Annotated in this window: 18 protein-coding genes; 12 read left to right on the top strand and 6 right to left on the bottom strand. The window is 71.8% G+C overall.

The genetic code is table 11. The annotated features are described in order from the left end of the window. Nucleotides 1-18: 18 nt before the first annotated feature. The 3 genes from MUN76_RS08750 to MUN76_RS08740 are packed head-to-tail and all read right to left on the bottom strand — an operon-like array spanning nucleotide 19 to nucleotide 3,858. Nucleotides 19-900 (bottom strand): alpha/beta fold hydrolase, encoded by an 882-nt coding sequence (locus MUN76_RS08750; RefSeq protein ID WP_244683995.1) that lies wholly within the window; start codon nucleotides 898-900, stop codon nucleotides 19-21. After that, a complete protein-coding gene (locus tag MUN76_RS08745) occupies nucleotides 897-2,558 on the bottom strand; it encodes an amidohydrolase (RefSeq protein WP_244683993.1) in 1,662 nt (553 codons plus the stop codon). Before MUN76_RS08745 ends, MUN76_RS08750 begins: the two co-directional genes overlap by 4 nt. A 37-nt stretch (nucleotides 2,559-2,595) precedes the next feature. Continuing rightward, nucleotides 2,596-3,858 carry an MFS transporter gene (locus MUN76_RS08740; protein WP_244683991.1) on the bottom strand — a complete coding sequence of 421 codons (1,263 nt, stop codon included), beginning with the start codon at nucleotides 3,856-3,858 and terminating at the stop codon, nucleotides 2,596-2,598. Nucleotides 3,859-3,971: 113 nt separating this feature from the next. On the opposite strand from MUN76_RS08740, the gene MUN76_RS08735 reads away from it, so the two are divergent. From MUN76_RS08735 to MUN76_RS08685, 11 genes are all read left to right on the top strand, one after another. Next, nucleotides 3,972-4,586, top strand: a complete 615-nt coding sequence (locus tag MUN76_RS08735; protein ID WP_244683989.1) for a TetR/AcrR family transcriptional regulator — start codon at nucleotides 3,972-3,974, stop codon at nucleotides 4,584-4,586. A gap of 179 nt (nucleotides 4,587-4,765) precedes the next feature. Then, nucleotides 4,766-5,701: an alpha/beta hydrolase gene (locus MUN76_RS08730; RefSeq protein WP_244683988.1), complete on the top strand. Its 936-nt coding sequence runs from the start codon at nucleotides 4,766-4,768 to the stop codon at nucleotides 5,699-5,701. 61 nt (nucleotides 5,702-5,762) lie between these two features. Next, nucleotides 5,763-6,710, top strand: coding sequence for a 2-hydroxyacid dehydrogenase (locus MUN76_RS08725; RefSeq protein WP_244683987.1), 948 nt, complete (start codon nucleotides 5,763-5,765; stop codon nucleotides 6,708-6,710). A gap of 97 nt (nucleotides 6,711-6,807) precedes the next feature. Beyond that, nucleotides 6,808-8,193 carry a glycine--tRNA ligase gene (locus MUN76_RS08720; RefSeq protein WP_244683986.1) on the top strand — a complete coding sequence of 462 codons (1,386 nt, stop codon included), beginning with the start codon at nucleotides 6,808-6,810 and terminating at the stop codon, nucleotides 8,191-8,193. A 192-nt stretch (nucleotides 8,194-8,385) separates the two neighbouring features. Further along, nucleotides 8,386-9,594 (top strand): CPBP family intramembrane glutamic endopeptidase, encoded by a 1,209-nt coding sequence (locus MUN76_RS08715; protein ID WP_244683985.1) that lies wholly within the window; start codon nucleotides 8,386-8,388, stop codon nucleotides 9,592-9,594. After that, nucleotides 9,591-10,958, top strand: coding sequence for a hypothetical protein (locus MUN76_RS08710; RefSeq protein ID WP_244683984.1), 1,368 nt, complete (start codon nucleotides 9,591-9,593; stop codon nucleotides 10,956-10,958). Before MUN76_RS08715 ends, MUN76_RS08710 begins: the two co-directional genes overlap by 4 nt. A 104-nt stretch (nucleotides 10,959-11,062) precedes the next feature. Further along, complete coding sequence (locus MUN76_RS08705) at nucleotides 11,063-11,536, top strand: YtxH domain-containing protein (RefSeq protein WP_244683983.1); 474 nt, start codon at nucleotides 11,063-11,065, stop codon at nucleotides 11,534-11,536. Further along, nucleotides 11,533-11,997, top strand: a complete 465-nt coding sequence (locus MUN76_RS08700) for a phage holin family protein (RefSeq protein ID WP_244683982.1) — start codon at nucleotides 11,533-11,535, stop codon at nucleotides 11,995-11,997. The genes MUN76_RS08705 and MUN76_RS08700 overlap by 4 nt, the downstream gene beginning before the upstream one ends. Beyond that, nucleotides 11,994-12,254, top strand: coding sequence for a DUF3618 domain-containing protein (locus tag MUN76_RS08695; protein ID WP_244683981.1), 261 nt, complete (start codon nucleotides 11,994-11,996; stop codon nucleotides 12,252-12,254). Before MUN76_RS08700 ends, MUN76_RS08695 begins: the two co-directional genes overlap by 4 nt. A gap of 184 nt (nucleotides 12,255-12,438) precedes the next feature. Then, a complete protein-coding gene (locus MUN76_RS08690; protein WP_244683980.1) occupies nucleotides 12,439-13,212 on the top strand; it encodes a uroporphyrinogen-III synthase in 774 nt (257 codons plus the stop codon). 3 nt (nucleotides 13,213-13,215) lie between these two features. Continuing rightward, the gene (locus tag MUN76_RS08685) at nucleotides 13,216-13,638 is read left to right on the top strand and encodes a hypothetical protein (protein ID WP_244683979.1); all 423 of its coding nucleotides are present in this window, start codon (nucleotides 13,216-13,218) and stop codon (nucleotides 13,636-13,638) included. Nucleotides 13,639-13,806: 168 nt separating this feature from the next. On the opposite strand, the gene MUN76_RS08680 is transcribed toward MUN76_RS08685, so the two are convergent. The 3 genes from MUN76_RS08680 to MUN76_RS08670 form a co-directional block, all read right to left on the bottom strand. Beyond that, the gene (locus MUN76_RS08680; protein WP_244683977.1) at nucleotides 13,807-14,382 is read right to left on the bottom strand and encodes a nitroreductase family protein; all 576 of its coding nucleotides are present in this window, start codon (nucleotides 14,380-14,382) and stop codon (nucleotides 13,807-13,809) included. Between the two features lie 89 nt (nucleotides 14,383-14,471). Beyond that, the gene (locus tag MUN76_RS08675) at nucleotides 14,472-15,431 is read right to left on the bottom strand and encodes an AEC family transporter (protein ID WP_244683975.1); all 960 of its coding nucleotides are present in this window, start codon (nucleotides 15,429-15,431) and stop codon (nucleotides 14,472-14,474) included. After that, nucleotides 15,428-16,156 (bottom strand): TetR/AcrR family transcriptional regulator, encoded by a 729-nt coding sequence (locus MUN76_RS08670; RefSeq protein ID WP_244683974.1) that lies wholly within the window; start codon nucleotides 16,154-16,156, stop codon nucleotides 15,428-15,430. The genes MUN76_RS08675 and MUN76_RS08670 overlap by 4 nt, the downstream gene beginning before the upstream one ends. A 95-nt stretch (nucleotides 16,157-16,251) precedes the next feature. Between MUN76_RS08670 and MUN76_RS08665 the strand changes: the two genes are divergently transcribed. Continuing rightward, nucleotides 16,252-17,883 (top strand): amidohydrolase, encoded by a 1,632-nt coding sequence (locus tag MUN76_RS08665; RefSeq protein WP_244683972.1) that lies wholly within the window; start codon nucleotides 16,252-16,254, stop codon nucleotides 17,881-17,883. Nucleotides 17,884-17,935: the final 52 nt, after the last annotated feature.

Raw genomic sequence — 17,935 nt, 5'->3', positions numbered from 1 at the left:
GGCGCCACCGCACCGCGCCTACTCCGTGCCGACGCGCTCCAGCATCCACGTGATGAGGTCGGCCTGCACTTCGTCGCGGTTCGTCTCGTTCAGGGTCTCGTGCCGCGCGCCCGGGTACAGTTTCACCGTGACGTCGCGCACCCCGCGCCGACGGTAGAGCTCTGCGAGCTGCCGCACGCCGTCGTTCTTGCTGATCGAGTCCTCGGCGCCCGAGATGAGCAGGATCGGTACGTCCGGCGCGAGACCCGCGACCGGTTTGCCGAGCAGCCTGAGGGCGTCCGCGACGCCGAACAGCCGGAGGATGTCCGCCTCGAAGCAGAGCGGGTCGGCCAAAAACGCCTCCGCGACGGCCGGATCGCGGCTCAGCCACTCGAAGCCGTTCGCCTCGTCGCCGGCCCAGGGACCGTTGAGGTCACCGCTCTCCATGTGCCGGAAGGTGCGGAGCGCGGTCGCCGACAGCACGACGGCGTCCCACGCCCGCGGGTGCTCGTTGAGGATGCGCTGCGCCATCAGCGACCCCCAGGAGTGGCCGTACATGATGACCGGCAGGCCCGGGTGGCGGTCCCGGATCAGCTCGGTGAGCTGCAGGATCGCCGCCTCGGTGGCCTGCAGTCCGCCGGGCCCGAGTTTGCCGAGCTTGCTGAGATCGCCGCCCCACTGCGCGCGGCCGGTCTCCCCGTGCCCGCGGTGGTCGTCGGCGAACACGGCGAGGCCGGCCGCCGCGAGCGCCCGCGCGAACGCGTCGTAACGGAGCGAGTGGTCGCCGATCCCGTGCGAGATCTGCACGACGCCCACCGGATCCTCGGCCGCCCAGAAGGTGCAGAAGATCTCGATGCCGTGGGCGTCGACGGTGCTGAACTTCGTCGGATCCCCGGGGGATCCCTGTGCGTCGCGGCTCATGCCCCCATTGTGTCGTGTTCGGCTGAGTACGCCACCCGTCCGTCGACGAGGGTGAGCGCCGCGGCCGAGTCGAGCAGCGCCTCCGGTGCGTCGTTGAGCGGATTCGCCGTCCACACGACGACGTTCGCGCGGAACCCGGCGGCGATGCGGCCGAGTTCGTGCTCGCGACGGGTGGCGAACGCGGTCCCGAGCGTGAGAGCCTCGACGGCCTCGGCGGGCGTGAACACGCGGTGCGGTTGGTAGGGCGCGCGATCCCGGTCGAGCACGGACTTCGCGGTGACGGCGATGAACAGGTTGTTCGGCGCCTCGTGCGGGGCCGTGGGGGCGTCGGTCCCGAGCGCGAGGGCGACCCCGGCGTCGCGGAACTTGTGCCACGGGAAGCCGGTGTGCGCGCGCTCGTCGCCGAGCACCGCCTGCCAGTTGTCGAGCACGGCGGGGTCGCAGTGCACCGGCTGCATCGACGCGGTGACGCCGAGTGCGGCCATGCGGGCGATGGTGTCGTCGGCGACGGACTCGAGGTGCTCGACGCGGGCGCGGCGATCCGCGCGGGGGCCGTTCACGCGGATGCACTCCTGCACCATGTCGAGTGCGATCGTGCTCGCCTCGTCGCCGATCGCGTGGAGGGCGAGCTGCAGCCCGGCCGCGTCGGCCGCCACGGCGACGGGCAGCGCGAACTCGCGCTCCCAGATGGGTCCCGGCATCGCGCCGTTGGCGTAGGGAGCGCGCATGGTCGCGGTGCACGCGTCGATCACGCCGTCGAGGATGAACTTCACGCCCGCGATCCGCAGCCACTCGTCGCCGTACTGCTCGGCGATCTCGTCGCGGATCCGCGCGACCTCGGCGACCTCGGCGAGATCGGTGTCGAGGTCGCCCGAGGCGGTGAGGATCCAGTGCGCGTTCACGGGGAAGGGCAAGGAGCCGTCGCGGTCCAGCCGGCGCCGGTACGCGGCCAGATCGGCGGCGCCGAACGACATCTCGGTCGCCCCCGTCACCCCGGTCTCGAGGTACGCGGTGCAGGCGTTCTCGAGGAAGCGGTCGCGGTCGGCGTCGGTCGCCATGGCCTCGAGGTACCCCCAGGCGTGCTTCATGGCGGCCGTTTCGAGCAGGAACCCGGTCGCTGCGCCCTCGGCGTCGCGCACGATCTCCCCGCCCACGGGGTCGGGGGTGTCGCGATCGATGCCCATGGCCTCGAGTGCGGCGGAGTTCACCCACACCGAGTGCAGGTCGTTGGCGTCGAGGATCACGGGCACGTCGGCCACGGCTGCGTCGAGCATCGCGGCCGTCGGGCGCTCGCCGTCGCCGAAGATGTCGAAGAGCCAGCTGGTGCCGAGGATCCGCGGCGCGTCGGGGGCAGCGGCCCGTGCCGCGGCGAGCCGCTCCTGCACCTCGGCCACGCTCGTGCAGTCGCGCAGCTGCACCTTGTCGAGCGACTCTCCGAGCATGAGCATGTGGGCGTGCCCCTCGATGATCCCGGGGCTCACGAACGCGCCGCCGAGATCCACCTCCACCGCGTCGTCACCCGCGGCGAGCCGCACCGGCGCGAGGTCCCCCGCCGCCAGGATCCGATCGCCCCGCACCGCGAAGCTCTCCTTCGGGGTCGCGTCCGCCTCCCCGGTGAAGACCGTGGCGTTGCGGTAGATGGTGGTCCGTGCAGTCATGGGTGACCCGCTTTCGTCGTGCGTGAGTGGTTCGATGCTATCGAGCGAGCGCGTCAGGGCTGGGGGACGTGCGCTCTGGGGTGACCGTGGCTGACGCTGCCGACCCGGTGGACCGGGCGAGGGCGCGCTCGGCCGCGGTCGAGACCCGCGCGATGAGGATCGTGGGTATCAGCACGAGCGCACTGACGAGCCCCATGACCCAGGTGAACGCCGGGATGCCCCACCACTCGATGAGCGCGCCACCGATGAGCGGGGCGAAGCTCGACCCGACGAGGTACGCGCCGAGGAGCGGCCCGGACCAGCGCCCGCGGGCGTCGAGGCCGGCGGCGGTGGCGATGAACAGGCTGAAGGCGAACGCGTAGAACGTGCTCACCGCGATGATGAGCACGGCGAGGACGGTGGGATCCTCGGTGAAGCCCAGGCAGACCTTCAAGACCCCGCCCGCCACGATGGCGATCGCGAGGGGGAGGGCCCGGCCGATCCGGTGCCCGAAGACCGCGACCACGAGCATGCCGAGGATCCCGCCGGCCGCGGAGAGGCTGAGGGTGAAGCCGAGCGTCTGCTCGCCCATGCCCAGGGCGCCGCCGAGCACGGGGGCCATGGTCCAGATGGCGTCCTCGCTCGTGCCCCAGAGCGGGAAGACGACGAGGATGGCGATGCCGGCGAGGGTGATGCGACGCGGGGCCGCGATCCGCAGGCTCGTCGTGACGTCGACGGGCTCGGCGTGCGCGGGCGGGTCCGGCAGCCACGACGCCAGGGCCAGACCGACCAGCGAGATCAGCGCGAGGGTGCCGAACACGCTGCCCTGGGTGATGCCGATGAGCGGGATCACCGCGAGCACGAGGGTGATCAGCACGCGGTTCACGAGCCCGCTCGCCGCCGAGATGCGGTTGGGATTGCGGAGCGCCGCAATGGCGGCACCGGAGGTGGAGATCGCAGCGCCGATCCCGGCGCCACCGACGATCAGCCCGGTGACGGCGATCGCGGGGGCGGGGGCGAGCGCGGCGGCGCCGAAGGCGACGGTCGCGAGGGCGAGACCTGCGAGCGCCAGACGCCGCCGGAGTGTCCCCGCGGCGAGGCGCGCGGTGCCGAGTCCGACCGCCGCAGAGGCGAGGAGCGCGCCGGTGAGGATGTTGCCGCTCGTCAGCACGTCGAAGCCGAGGGCGGCGAGCGCCGTCATCACGAACGGCGCGAGGTTCGCCATCATCAGGCTGGCGAGGGCGATGAGGAACGTGGCGCTCCCGGTGCGGAGGGTGAGGGGCTGGCGCGGTTCGACGCTCGGTGGGGGGAGGGTGCTCACGGGGACTCCAACTTCGATGGTGGTGGCGCACTTAACCGAAATCATTTCGGTTATCGAGATCATGGTGCCTCCTGTGAGAGGATCTGTCAAGACCGAGCGGAAAGGGACCCGACGTGGCGAGACCCCGCACGACCCTGCTCACCCGTGAGATCATCGGCCGCGCCGCCGTCGAGCTCGTGGATTCGGGGGCGGATCTCCAGGTGGTTCCGCTCGCCAAGAAGCTCGGCGTCAGCGTGTCCTCTCTCTACCACCACGTCGACGGTCGCGACGGGATCATCCGGGCCATGCGGCAGTCGCTCGTGACCGAGTACGTGCACGCACCCCTCGGCGATCCCGACTGGCAGCGCACGATCCGGAACGAGGTCGAGAACACCTGGCGCATGTACGCCGAGCACCCCCGGGTGCTGCAGCTCATGGTGACCGTGGTCATCGACGAGCCGGACGTGCTGCGGTTCTACTCCGTGCTCGCCGACGCGCTTGCCACGGCCGGGCTGCCGGAGGCCGAGATCATCACGACGATCGAGGTGATCGACGCGTTTTCGTTCGGCGCTGCGCTCGACGCGCTCTCTCCCGACACGATCCTCGACCCCGGGCAGACGGAGGGGCGCCTCTCCGGCCTGCTGGCCGATCACCCCGTCGGTCCGACGCGCAATCGAGCGGTCTTCGATCGCGGGCTCGATCTGCTGCTCGCCGGGATCGCCGCTCGGGCGCGGGATCCCCAGTCGTGACGCCGCGCGGCGAGAGAGCGGGGCGCACCGCGCGCGTCCGCCGGCCGTGGGGCGGCCTCGCGCTCGTGCTGGCCGTCGGCCTGCTGGCGGGGTGCGCGAGCCCGGCCGATGCCGCCGATGGGAGCGGCGCGGCGGCGCCCGCGCTCGCCGCCGCGGCATCGGACCGGCAGACTGAGAGGATGGCTCCCGTGCAAATCACCGACATCGTCGTCCCGGGCCCCGCGGCGGGCCGGGAGCCCGGCGTGCCGAATCGGCTCGGCTCCGCCGCTGTGCCGGTGCGCGTGTACAGCCCCGAGGCCGAACCCTGGGCGGAGCTCGTGTGGGCGCACGGCGGGTCGTTCGTGCGGGGCACGCTCGACTGGCCCGAGGCGGACTGGGTCGCCCGCAGCTTCGCCGCCGCCGGGGTCCGGGTGCACTCGGTCGACTACGTGCTCGCGAGCGACACGGTGCACGCGCCGGCACCGGGGAACGACGTGGCGGCCGTGCTGGCCGCGGTCGCGGCGCAGTCGGACCTTCCCGTGGTGATCGGGGGCGCGAGCGCCGGGGGCCACCTCGCGGTGCTCGCGGCGCTCGCGCAGGCGGATCGGGCGGCGGCGGGGGATGGCCGGGCCGCGGCCGCGCTGATCCTCGAGTACCCGACGCTGCACCGCGTGCAGCGCGCGGACCCCGCGATCGCGGCCGCGACGGCGGAACTGCCGGCGCAGCGCCGCTTCGACGCGGACCGGATCGCCGCGATGTACGCGGACTACCTGGGTGCCGCCGACCCCGCGGACGTGGCCTCGGCTGATCTTGCGGATCTCGCGGGCACCGAGGCCGTGGTCGCCGGCGAACTGCCCGTGGATCGGCTGACGCTCCTGCCGCCGACGGTGATCGTGAACGCCGATGCCGACGACCTGCGGGCATCGGGTGAGGAGTTCGCCGAGCAGCTCGCGATCGCGGGGGTGCGCGCGGTCGAATACACGCAGTCGGGCACCGTGCACGGCTACCTCAACCGGCCCGACGAGTCCGCGCAGGCGAGGGTCGACGCCGCCGACACCATCGCGCGCTTCGTGGCCGAGCTACGGGTGATCCTCACCGCGAATGCTCCAGGGCCCGCGGAGCCCGCTCAGCCGTAGCCTCGATCCTGCCCCGCGCGGATCTCGCCCGCCCCGAGGCCGCGTCGATACACTCGGAGCCATGAGCGAACTGACCGTTTCCCTGCCGACCGATCCCGGGCTGCGCGAGGCGCTCGGCGACGAACCGGGTGTGCGCTTCGTCACCTGGGACCTCGACGGGCCGGCGCCCGCCGATCGCCTCGACATCGTGGTGCCCCCGTACTGGGGCGGCAACCGGCAGCTCGCGCAGCTCGCGGGCGTCGAGACCCGCCTCGTGCAGTGGCAGTCGATCGGCTACAACGGGGTGACGAAGCACCTGCCGCAGGGGGTGCCGCTCGCCAACGCGACCACCGTGCACGAGACGTCGACCGCGGAGCTGGCCCTCGCGCTCACCCTCGCGGCACAGCGGGGGATCCCCGAGTTCGTGCGCGACGGTACCGAGCACCGCTGGGATCTGCGTTCCTTCCCGAGCCTGGCCGACCGACGCGTGCTGCTCATCGGCTACGGCGGAGTGTCGAAGGCCATCGAGGCCCGGCTCGCCGGGTTCGAGGTCGAGATCACCCGGCTCGCGCGCACGAGTCGGGAGGAGACGAACCTCGCCGGCGACCGCGTCGCGGTGCACGGTTTCGCGGAGCTGCACGAGCGGCTGGCGGAGGCGGAGATCGTGATCGCGGCCGTGCCGCTCACCGACGAGACCCGCGGGCTGCTCGACGCGGCGGCGCTCGCGGCGATGCCCGACGGCGCGCTGCTCGTGAACGTGGCGCGCGGGCCCGTGGTCGACACCGAGGCGCTCGTGGCCGAACTGCAGTCGGGTCGGCTGCGTGCGGCGCTCGACGTGACCGATCCCGAGCCCCTGCCGGCCGACCACCCGCTGTGGGACTGCCCGGGTCTCCTCATCACCGCGCACGTGGGGGGTGACTCCAGCGCGATGCTGCCCCGCATGGTCGCGTTGATCCGGCGCCAGATCGCGCACCTGCGCGCGGGCGAGGCTCCCGAGAACGTCGTCGTGGGGGAGTGGCCGTCCGCCTGAACGCCCCGATGCTGCGATCCCGGACCGGTAGACTGGGGCGTTGCGCCGCTCTTGCGCGCGTTCCCAAGATCCCCGCTTGCACCTTGGAGTGACACACATGGCCGAACAGTCCCGACTCGACAAAGTCATCGCCCTCGCCCGCCACCGCGGCTTCGTCTTCCAGGCGGGTGAGATCTACGGTGGATCGCGGTCCGCGTGGGACTACGGCCCCCTCGGCACGGCGCTCAAGGAGAACATCAAGCGCCAGTGGTGGAAGACCATGGTGCAGAAGCGCGACGACGTCGTGGGCATCGACTCGAGCGTGATCCTGCCGAAGCGCGTGTGGGAGGCCTCCGGGCACGTCGAGGTCTTCAGCGACCCGCTCGTCGAGTGCACGCAGTGCCACAAGCGCTACCGCGAGGACCACCTCATCGAGGCGTTCGAGGCGAAGAAGGGCCGCGAACCGAAGGGCGGCCTCGACGAGATCGTGTGCGCGAACTGCGGCACGCGCGGCCAGTGGACCGAGCCGCGCGCGTTCTCGGGACTGCTGAAGACCTACCTCGGCCCGGTCGACGACGAGGCCGGCATGCACTACCTCCGCCCGGAGACCGCGCAGGGCATCTTCGTGAACTTCGCCAACGTGCTGCAGGCCGCGCGCATGAAGCCGCCGTTCGGCATCGGTCAGATCGGCAAGAGCTTCCGCAACGAGATCACGCCCGGTAACTTCATCTTCCGCACCCGTGAGTTCGAGCAGATGGAGATGGAGTTCTTCGTCGAGCCCGGCACCGACGAGGAGTGGCAGGAGTACTGGATGGCCGAGCGCATGCGCTGGTACACCGATCTCGGGATCAGCCCCGACAACCTGCGCTTCTTCGAGCACCCGCAGGAGAAGCTCTCGCACTACTCGAAGCGCACCGCGGACATCGAGTACCGATTCGGCTTCGTCGGCAGCGAGTGGGGGGAGCTCGAGGGCATCGCGAACCGCACCGACTTCGACCTCTCGACGCACTCGAAGCACTCCGGCAAGGATCTCAACTTCTTCGACCAGACGAAGAACGAGCGGTACACGCCCTACGTCATCGAGCCCGCGGCGGGGCTCACCCGGTCGCTGATGGCGTTCCTCGTCGACGCGTACCGCGAGGAGGAGGTGCCGAACGCGAAGGGCGGCACCGACACCCGCACGCTGCTGGCGCTGGATCCCCGCCTCGCCCCCATCAAGGCCGCGGTGCTGCCGCTCAGCCGCAACGAGGCGCTGTCGCCGCTCGCCCGCGAGATCGCGCAGGACCTCCGCGACGACTGGAACGTGGACTTCGACGACTCCGGCGCGATCGGTCGTCGCTACCGTCGCCAGGACGAGATCGGCACGCCGTTCTGCGTCACGGTCGACTTCGACTCGCTCGACGACAACGCCGTGACCGTGCGCGAGCGCGACACGATGCAGCAGCAGCGCGTGCCGCGCGCCGAGCTGCACGCGTACCTCGCGGAGCGGCTGCGCGGCGCGTAGGTCCCGGCTGCGCGCGGGCCTCGCCGCTCGTGCGGCTCTGGCAGCTCGTGCGGTTCTGACACCTCAGGCGGTTCTGATTCCTTGAATCGGACCCCCTGAGGTGTCAGAGCCGCGTGGTGTGCCCGGGTCTCCACGTCCCTGGCCGCCCACGCGCCCAGCACGGGACGCGTCGGGGGTGAAAGAATAGAGGGCATGACGAGCAGCCCCGAGTTCCCGCCGCCCGCTCACGATCCGGTGCCCCCGCACGCTGGGCCCGGGCAGCCCGCCGTGCCCGGCCAAGCCGCCGTGCCCGGCCAGGCGCCCGCCGCACCGGGTCAAGCCCCCGCCGCGCCCGGCCAGGCCCCGGCCGCCTGGGCGTGGGCCGGTCAGCCGCAGCCCATGCAGACCGTCGAGACCGAGCCGCTCGAGTACCACCGCCTCTACCGCGGGGTGCAGGGGTACAGGTGGTGGAAGCCGCTCATCATCCTGCTGCTCGCCGGAGCCTTCTACCTCATCCTCAGCATCATCCTCGGGATCGTGTTCATCCCGATCATGATGGCCCTGGACCCGGGCTACGCGATGGGCATCACCGACGGCTCGGTGGAGCTCCTCGACACGCAGCGTCCGATCTCGCTGCTGCTGAACCTCACCTCGATCATCCTCATGATCCCCTCGGTGATCCTCGCCATGCTGGTCATGGGGTTCCGGCCGACGAGCCGCGTCTGGTCGGTCGCGCTGCGGATCCGCTGGGGGTTGCTCGGCCGAGTGACCGGGATCGCCGTGATCGCCGTGATCGTGATGAACCTGGTGGGCATCGGCGTCGAGCTGCTGCTCGATCCGGCCCTGTTGAGTGCGCCGCCGGTCGAGACGGGCGCCGGCTTCGACGCCAGCGCGGCGCTCGTGTCCCTGCTGCTCGTCCTGATCCTCGTGCCCTTCCAGGCCACCGCGGAGGAGGTCGTGTTCCGCGGCCTCTTCATGCAGGTGCTCGGATCCTGGCTCAAGAACCCGTGGTTCGCGATCCTGATCCCCTCGGTCGGCTTCGCGCTCGCGCACATCTACAACGTCTGGGGGCTCCTCGCCGTCGGGCTCATGGGTGCCGTCGCCGCCTGGCTGACCTGGCGCACGGGTGGCCTCGAGGCCGCCATCGCGATCCACGTCATCAACAACCTCATCGCGTTCGGCTTCATGGCCGCGGGCTTCGGCGGCGAGACCGCGCAGACCGAGGATGCCGGCGGACCGGGCGCTTTCGTCGGCGAGATCGTCGGCCTCGGGCTCTTCATCTGGCTCGTCCTGCGCACGTTCCGCAAGCACGGCTACGGCCGTACGCGCATCGACCTGAAGCAGGTCCCGGTGGCCCCCGCCGCTCCGGCCGGCCCGGCGCCCTCGGCGCCGGTGCCGCCGACCCCCGGGACCCTCGCATGACCGACGTCTACGTGATCGGGAGCAGCCTCCCGGCCCTCGCCGCGGCGCTGGAACTGGCCGAGGTCGGACTCCGGGTGCGCGTGGCGCTCGATCGACCAGTTCCCGACGGCGCCGCAGCGGATCCGGAGCCGGGACACGGCCCAGCGCCCGCGGGCGAGCGCGACCACGACGGCGCCCTGGAGGCCTTCCTCGTGCACGTCAGCGCCCCCCTCGCGCCCGGCGACCCCGCGCATCCCGGCACGGAGCCCGTCGCGACACCGCCGAACCCGGTGCAGTTGCGGAGCGCGAAGGGCGGCTGGACGCGGCAGCCCCTGCCCGCGGTCATCGGCATCCCCGCGGTGCCGATGGACGCCGAGTCGCTCGCGATCCTCGGCGGTGCCGGTGCCACCCGTGCCGCCCTGGATCGGATCAAACCCGTGCTCACGATCGGCAAGGCGCACGAACTCGGGGCGCTCGTGCGCTCGCGACTCGGCCGTGCCGCGCTCGATCGGCTGGTGGATCCGTTCGTTCGGGATCGCTTCGGAGCGGCACCTGACGAGGTGGAGGTCGCCGTGGCCGCCCCCGGACTGAACGAGGCCCTGACCCGCGCGGGATCGCTCTCGGGGGCGGCCCTCGCCCTGGCCGAGCGCGACGTTGCACGTGAAACCCGCGTCGCCCCACGCGACGGCTGGGCCGAGCTCCGCGCGCACCTCATAGCGCGGCTCGAGCTGTTCGGGGCAGAGCTGGTGCCGCACCTCCCCACGGACGCGCAGCCCGTCGCGGCCGGGTGGCGGATCACGGAGGCCGACGGGCATCGCCTGCAGGTGCGGGCGGTCGTCGCCGATCCCGAGACACCGGTGCCCGATGCGGTCGCCGCCGCCTGCGCGCTGGTCGCCCCTGAGGCGTGGCGGGCCGTCGCCGAAGTCGAGGTGTCGGATCCGGGCCTCGCCGATCCCGATCTCGCGACGCTCCAGACGGTGGACCTGCCGTCGGGTGCGCGGTGGTCGGTGCGCGTCGAACGGGATTCCGAGGCGCGCTGGTGGGCGCGGCTCGCCGGGCCGCGGATGGTGGATCCCGGTCGGCTCCGGGGCGAGGTCGTGGAGGGGGCTGAGCGGACCGAGCTCTCCGCGTCCGTCGACCGGGTGATCGCGGCGATCGGGGCGGCGGCCGTCGCGGGTGCGCGGATCACGCTGCGCCCGGCGCCCCACTGCTCGCTCGAACGCCGAGACGTCGAGACCGCCGCGCGCGAGGCGCTGCGAGAGGCCGAGCCATCGCTGGTGATCGTCGGCGCCGCCTTGTTCGCGGGTGATCTCGCCGACGCCATCGCGGACGCCCGGATGGTGTCAACCGGGTTGCGGCGCAGACTCACAGGCATTACGGAGTAGCCGTCACCCGCGGGATTCCCGCGGATCCGGGGCGGATCCGCGCGCGGAAGCCGGTATATAGCCCACCGAGTATGTAAGTCGCCCGGAGACGGGAGTAGGCTGGTGTGAAACGAGGAATCGCCATCGATGCGGGAGGCAACATGAAGGGCAAGATCGCATTCGTGCTCGGCGCGGCTGTCGGATACGTGCTCGGAACTCGCGCCGGGCGCGAGCGTTACGAGCAGATCAAGCGCGGCGCGCAGAACGTCTGGAACACGGAGCCCGTGCAGCGCGGTGTCGGCGCGGTTCGCGACGCGGCGCAGGGCAAGGTCGATGAGCTGAAGGCGTCGGTCGTGCGCGCGGGCAAGGACGCATTCGCCGCATTCACGAAGGTCGCAGACGACGCGGCGCCCGCGCGGCCCGCTCCGGTTCGTCAGGCCCCCACCAAGCCAGCTGCCGCGAAGTCCGCTGCCGCGAAGTCCGCTGCCGGGAAATCCTCAGCATCGACGTCGTCGTCCCCCGCCGAGTCCGGCACGCCGGTGACGGCGCGCACCGGCGGCGCGGACGACGTCACCGTCACGGAGGGCGGCACCGCATGAGCCGGAAGAAGGATCAGCCGGGCACCTTCGAGCTACTCACGCAGCTGCCGCAGCAGATCGTCACCCTCGCGAAGGTCGAGTACGACAACGCCAAGCGCGAGATCGTCTCCAAGGCCAAAAAGGCGGGGATCGGTGCGGGATCCATCGTCATCGCACTGTTCTTCCTGTTCTTCATGCTCGAGGCGCTCGTGATCGCGGCGATCGCGGCGCTCGCGCTCGTCTGGCCGTGGTGGCTCGCCGCGCTCGTCGTCGCGGCAGGCCTGCTGCTGCTCGCGGCTGCGGCGATCTTCGCGGGCATCGCGCTGATCCGCCGTGGCAACCCCGTCCCCGAGGAGACCCTCGATCGGGTCGGGCACGATCTGGCCGCGATGAGCGAGGTGCGCGTCAACGCGGAGCCGTCGGTGCCGCGTTCGTCGCCGCAGCGCATGCCGCAAGCCGGAGCAGAGGGGAACTGGCGATGAACCTGACCGAGAAGCAGCAGGGCATCGCCGATGCCGAACTCGCGCGCGCAGAACTGTACACGACGCTGTCGCAGCTCAAGGACCGGCTGAACTACGCACAGCGCGTCGACGACGCGGTGGAGGATGCGAAGGTGCGGATCGCCGAGCAGAAGCAGCGCTATCCTCTGGCATTCATCGCCGGGGTCGCCGGAGTGGCCGTCGTCACAGGCGTCGCGGTCTGGGGAGTGGCGACCGCGGTCGCGAAGCGATTCCGGTGACCCGCGCGGCGCGGGATCGCACATCACGTTTCGGTTGCGTTCCGGATCGGAGCGCCCTCGGTTTTGCTTCAGCGCGCAAGCAGAGTAAGAATGGGTGCACCAGGTCTACTGTCAGCGGCCACACCATGAGCACGAGTGCGTGCTGAAATGGGAGGCCTTTTGCATTGTCGAGTGAGTGGGGTTTATGTCGGCTGAGTCGAAACCGCTCAGTGGTCTGCGCGTGCTCGTCCCCCGCGGAGGCACCTGGGGCGATCTGGTCGCCCAGGCGCTGCGCGAACAGGGTGCCCACACCGTGATAGCCCCCCTCGTCGACTTCGCTCACACGAGCGAGGAAGACAAGCTCGTCGACGCGCTCAAAGATCTCGAGGCGGGGCGCTTCGACTGGATGACGGCGACGAGCTCGACCGTCGCCGACGTGCTCACGCACCACAACGCGGTGATCCACCCCGACACGAGCGTCGCGCTGGTGGGTGAGGCCACGGCCGTCGCGTTCCGCGACGCCGGCTTCCCGATCACTCGCACGCCGAGCGAAGACAACAGCACGCACACGCTCCTGCGCGAGTGGAGCGAGATCGACACCACGGACGTGCTCCGAGTGCTCACCCTGCGCTCCGACGTCGCGGTTCCCGTGCTCACCGAGGGCCTCATCAGCCGCGGTCACGACGTCACCCAGGTCCTGGCCTTCCGCACCGTGGGAGTCCCGGCGTCCGTGCACATCCGCGAGGACATCGCGTCCGGCCGGATCAACGCGCTGCTCGTCGCCTCCGCGAAGATCGCGGAGGAGGTCGCCGCGCAGTTCCCCGACCTGCCCGAGAGCACCATCGTCGCGTGCATCGGCCCGAACACGCTCGCCGCCGCCGAGGCCGTGGGTCTGCGCGACAACCCGGGCGGGGCGCAGAAGCAGGCCCTCCTCGACACGGTCGAATCCGTCATCGACCAGAGCGACATGCTGGACTGACCCGTGGCCAGAGTCGAGGTGCACGGAGAACGAGTGGTGATCCGCCTCACTGCTGCGGAGCGGGTGTCGGCGTTCCGCCGACGCGACATCACGCTGGATCGCTCGGCCATCACGTCCGCGGTCATCACCGATGATCCCTGGGTGTGGATCCGGGGCGTCCGCTCCCCGGGCACCCGAGTGCCCGGCACCCTCGCCGTCGGTACTTGGCGCAGCGCCGCTGGGCGCGACTTCGTGCTGGTTCGGAGCGGCCGCGACGCTGTGGTCATCGATCTCGACACGTCCGGAGCATCGGAGCGCGGTTGGGTCGGCGAGTTCGACGACTTCTCGCGGGTCGTGATCTCGACGGTGCACGCCGCGGAACTCGTGCGCGCGCTCCGGATCGACGGGCCGGACGAGGCCGTCGTCACGGTCGACACCGCGTCCTAGCGAGGTGCGGGTGCTCGTGAGCACCCCCCCTGGACTTCCGCCCACCGGACTGACCTGCCTTCGCGCAGAGATCTGCACTCCTGCTGACTGGATTGATCGAATCCATCAGCGGGAATGCAGATCTCTGGTGCTGGGGTGACGGCGGGGAAGCGGCCCCCGGAACGAGCCCTAGTCGTTGACGAGCACGAGCTCCTCGAGCGGCAACCGGACGCGCGGGGCCGCCTCGCGCTCGCGCAGCGGCTCGGTCAGCTGCTCGTGGGAGCCCAGCGCGCCGATCGCGGTCACGGAAACCGGACGGAAGCGGTCCGCGAGGTCGAAGGCCGCGCGCACGGCCTCGCGGTCGAAGCCGCCCATCTGATGCAGGTGCAGGCCCTCGCTCTGCGCCTGCACGCTGAGGTGCGCGACGGCCTGTCCGAGGTCGTACTCCGCGAACTTCCGCGGGGTCCCCTCGGCGTCCTCGACCTCGGCGACGTTGACGACCAGCGCCGCCGCGCGGCCGGCCCAGAGCTGGTTGTTCCCGGTCAGCGCGGCCTCGATCTTCGCGAAGCTCTCGCTGCCGCGACGGGTCACGATGAAGCGCCACGGCTGCGAGTTGTTCGCGCTCGGCGCCCAGCGCGCCGCCTCGAAGAGCCCGCGGAGCGCTCCCTCGGGCAGCGAGTGCGCGCTGTCGAAGGAGCGGGGGCTCCACCGCTCGGCGAGGGCATCGAGCACGGGGGCGCTGGTCTGGGCGGTGCGTGAGGTCATGTGGGGGTCTCCTGTGGTGGCGTGCGAACGTGCGGGCCGCGCGTGCGAAGCCGTGGCCCCGCAGTCTGCAACGACCGTTCCCTCGGAGCTTATTCCCCGAGCAGCCAGGCGATTGCCGCGATGACGGGAAGTGACGCGAACGTCGTGAGGAAGACCGTGTCGCGCACCATGGTCTCGGCGCGGCGGTAGGTCGCCGCGTAGTTGTACACGTTCTGCGCCGTGGGGAGCGCGGCGATCGTGGTGGCGACGAACACCTCGTGCGCATTCAGGCCCGCGACGGTGCCGATGGTCCAGGCGATCGCGGGCATGAGCAGCACCTTGATGCCGGACGCCGTGAAGACGGCGGCCCGCCCGCTGCCGGGCGCGAGCGCGCGCTGCCCGCGGAGCGAGATCCCGAAGCTCAAGAGCACCATCGGGATCGCCGCGTTGCCGAGCATGTCGATCGGCGCCATCACGATCTCCGGGATCGGCAGCTGCACGAGCGCCACCAGGAACCCGGCCACCGAAGCGAGGATCACGGGGTTCGACGCCGCTCGCCCGAGTGCGACGAGGCCGCCTCGCGCTGCGCCGCCGCGGGGCGCGGGGGCGTCCGCGCTGCGCCCCGGGGCGCGGGTGGTCTCCAGGATCGCGAGGATCCCCGGCGCGAAGATCACGAGCTGCACGAGGAGCAGCGGGGCCACGTAGGCCGCGTCGCCCAGAATGTACACGGCGACCGGCAGGCCGAGGTTGTTCGAGTTGACGTAGCCCGCGCACGTGGCGCCGAGGGTGGTGCTCGCCAGATCCCGCCGGAACCAGAGCCGCGAGGCGAGCACAAATACCGCCGCCACGAGCAGGGCCGAGGCGCTCGTGACGAGGATCACCGGCGAGACGAGCACACTCGGGTCGCTCGTGTGCAGCACCGAGAACAGCAGCGCCGGCGTCGCGACGTAGAACGCGACGTTGTTGAGCACGCGGCGCTGCTCGCCCTTCACGACGCCGAACACGGCGGTGAGGTAGCCGGCGCCGATGATCCCGAGGATCAGCGCGAACCCCTGCAGCACCCCGATCACGAGATGGCCCCGGATCCCGCGTCGGCGCCGGTGTCCGTGCCGGATCCCGCGTCGGACCCGAGCCACCGGAGCCCGGCGACGAGGGATTCCAGCCCGAACTCGAACGCGTCCTCGGCGGCCGAGCGACCGCGCTCCGCCGCCTGCGCACGGGCCGCGCGCTCGGCGGCGTCGAGGGTCGGGGCGGCCTCCGGATCGCGAGAGGGCCGCAGGTTGTCGTCGGGTGCGATGGCGTCGAGTGCCGAGCCGATGATGAAGGACTCGAGCGCGACGATCGCGGGCACGATCCGGTGCTCGGGGTATCCGTCGCGCCGGAAGGCCTCCGCGATGCGGTTGTAATCCGCGATGGACTCGGGCTCGCCGTCCACGGGCAGCGTCGCGAGCGCCGCGATGATGCCGGGATGCCGGCCGAGCGTGTCGCGGTAGGCCCGTGCCCACGGGATCGCGGCCTCGTGCCACGGGATCCGGTCGAAGCCGTGATCGCCGACCCGCAGCGTCAGCTGGCCCCGCATGCCCGCGATGAGGTCGTCCCGGTTCGCGAAGTAGTGGTGCAGCGCGGAGGGGCGCACGCCGAGCGCGCGCGCGAGTGCGGCCAGGGTGAAATCGGCGCCCCGCTCGTCGGAGTGCGCAAACGCGGCCTGGAGGATCCGCTCCCGCGAGAGCACCGCTGCCCGGGGTCGTCCGGCGGGTCGCCCGGCGGGCGGGGGCGAGGCGGTGGCAGGGGACATGGGCCTTCCGGACGGGCGTGTTGCAATGCTTATTGAATGGGCGTAAATTAATGCTGATTCCGCGGGCGAGCCCCGCTCGAGGGAGGAGCGCGCCGATGACGTCAGCCGACATCATTGTAGAGGGGGCCCGCGTCAGGAGCATGGCGCCGGCGGACGGCCGCGACGACGTGCGTTCGATCGCGGTCGCCGACGGGCGCGTGATCGGCGTCGGTGACCGTTCGGAGATCGCCGCGGCGTTCGGCGGCGCTGCGACCCGCATGGAGGACCTCGCCGGCACCGTGGTGACGCCCGGGCTCATCGACGCGCACCTGCACCCGATCCAGGGCGTCGAACTCACGCAGGGCGTCGACCTCGGCGGCATCCTCGATCTCCGGGAGATCCTGGAGATGCTCCGTGCTGAGGCCGGCCGCGTGCGCCGCGAGTCGACCGACGGCTGGGTGCGCGCGTGGAACCTCGACTACGCGGCGTTCGCTGGGGCGCCCCTGCGGGCCGAGCTCATCGACGAGGCCGTCGACGGGCTGCCCGCCCTGCTCTTCTTCTTCGACTTCCACACGGCGCTCGCGAGCACGGCGGGGCTGCGGCGCGGAGGCGTCGTCGGCCCGCGATCCTTCGACGACACCTCCGAGATCGTGGTGGACCACACGGGCCGCCCGACGGGCGAGCTCCGCGAGGACAGCGCGTACCAGCCGCTGCTCGAGACGATGCCGGATCTCAGTCGCGATGAGACGCTCGAGGCCGCTCGCGCGACGCTTGCCCGCATGCGCCGCTCCGGCCTCACCGGGGGCGCGATCATGGACGGCAACTCCGCCACCCTCGACTTGCTGGAGGCACTCGACGGCTCGGGATCGGGCCTGCCGGTGCGCATCGTGAGCGCCATGGACGTGAAGCCGTCCGCCACGGCCGACGAGCGAGCCGGGATCGCCGCGCAGCGCGACCGGGGCGGCGCGCGCTGGCGCGCGGGGCTGATCAAGCTCTACGCGGACGGGGTGATCGACACCGGAGCCGGTTGGCTGTACGAGCCGGACACGGACGGCGCCGGGCTCGCCGGGTTCTGGGGTGAGCAGGCGGCGTTCGTCGATGCCGTCCAGGAGTTCACGCGGGCAGGCTTCCAGATCGCGACCCACGCGATCGGGGACCGCGCCGTCGGTGAGACGATCACGGCCTACGAGACCGTGGGGTCGCGGGCCGCCGGCCGCGCCCCGCACCGCATCGAGCACCTGGAGTGCCTCGACCCGAGCGACATCGTGCGACTCGTCGCGAGCGGGATCACCGCGTCGATGCAGCTGCCGCACATGCAGTGGCGGATCCCGGACGGCAGCGACGAGTGGTCGCGGCGTCTCGGCCCCGAACGCGCGGCCCGCGGCTGGAACGCCGGGTCGGTGGTGCGCGCCGGTGCGCCGCTCGCGCTGGGCTCCGACTGGCCGATCGCGGATCTCGACGCGCGCCTCGGGCTTGCCTGGTCGGTGCTGCGGCGGACGCCGCGCGATCCCGGCGCCCACGTCTACGAGCCCGAGGAGCGGCTCTCGATGGCCGAGGCCCTGCACGGCTACACCCGCGGTGCCGCGCTCGCCCAAGGCGACGCCGACCTCGGGGTGATCCGTGCCGGATCCCGCGCCGACTTCGCCGTCTGGGCCGCCGATCCCGTCACCGCCACCGGCGACGAGATCCTCGATCTGCCGGTGCTCGCGACCTACCTCGACGGGGTCCGAGCGGACCACGCCGTGTAGCGCCCTGCCCCTCGGTGCGCACCGCACCGCAGAGGTCCCCCCGATCCCGGCG

This window comes from Leucobacter rhizosphaerae (assembly GCF_022919175.1).
Taxonomy (GTDB): Bacteria; Actinomycetota; Actinomycetes; order Actinomycetales; family Microbacteriaceae; genus Leucobacter; species Leucobacter rhizosphaerae.
Note: the sequence above shows the minus strand (reverse complement) of the source record. Positions and strands in the feature narration are given on the sequence as shown.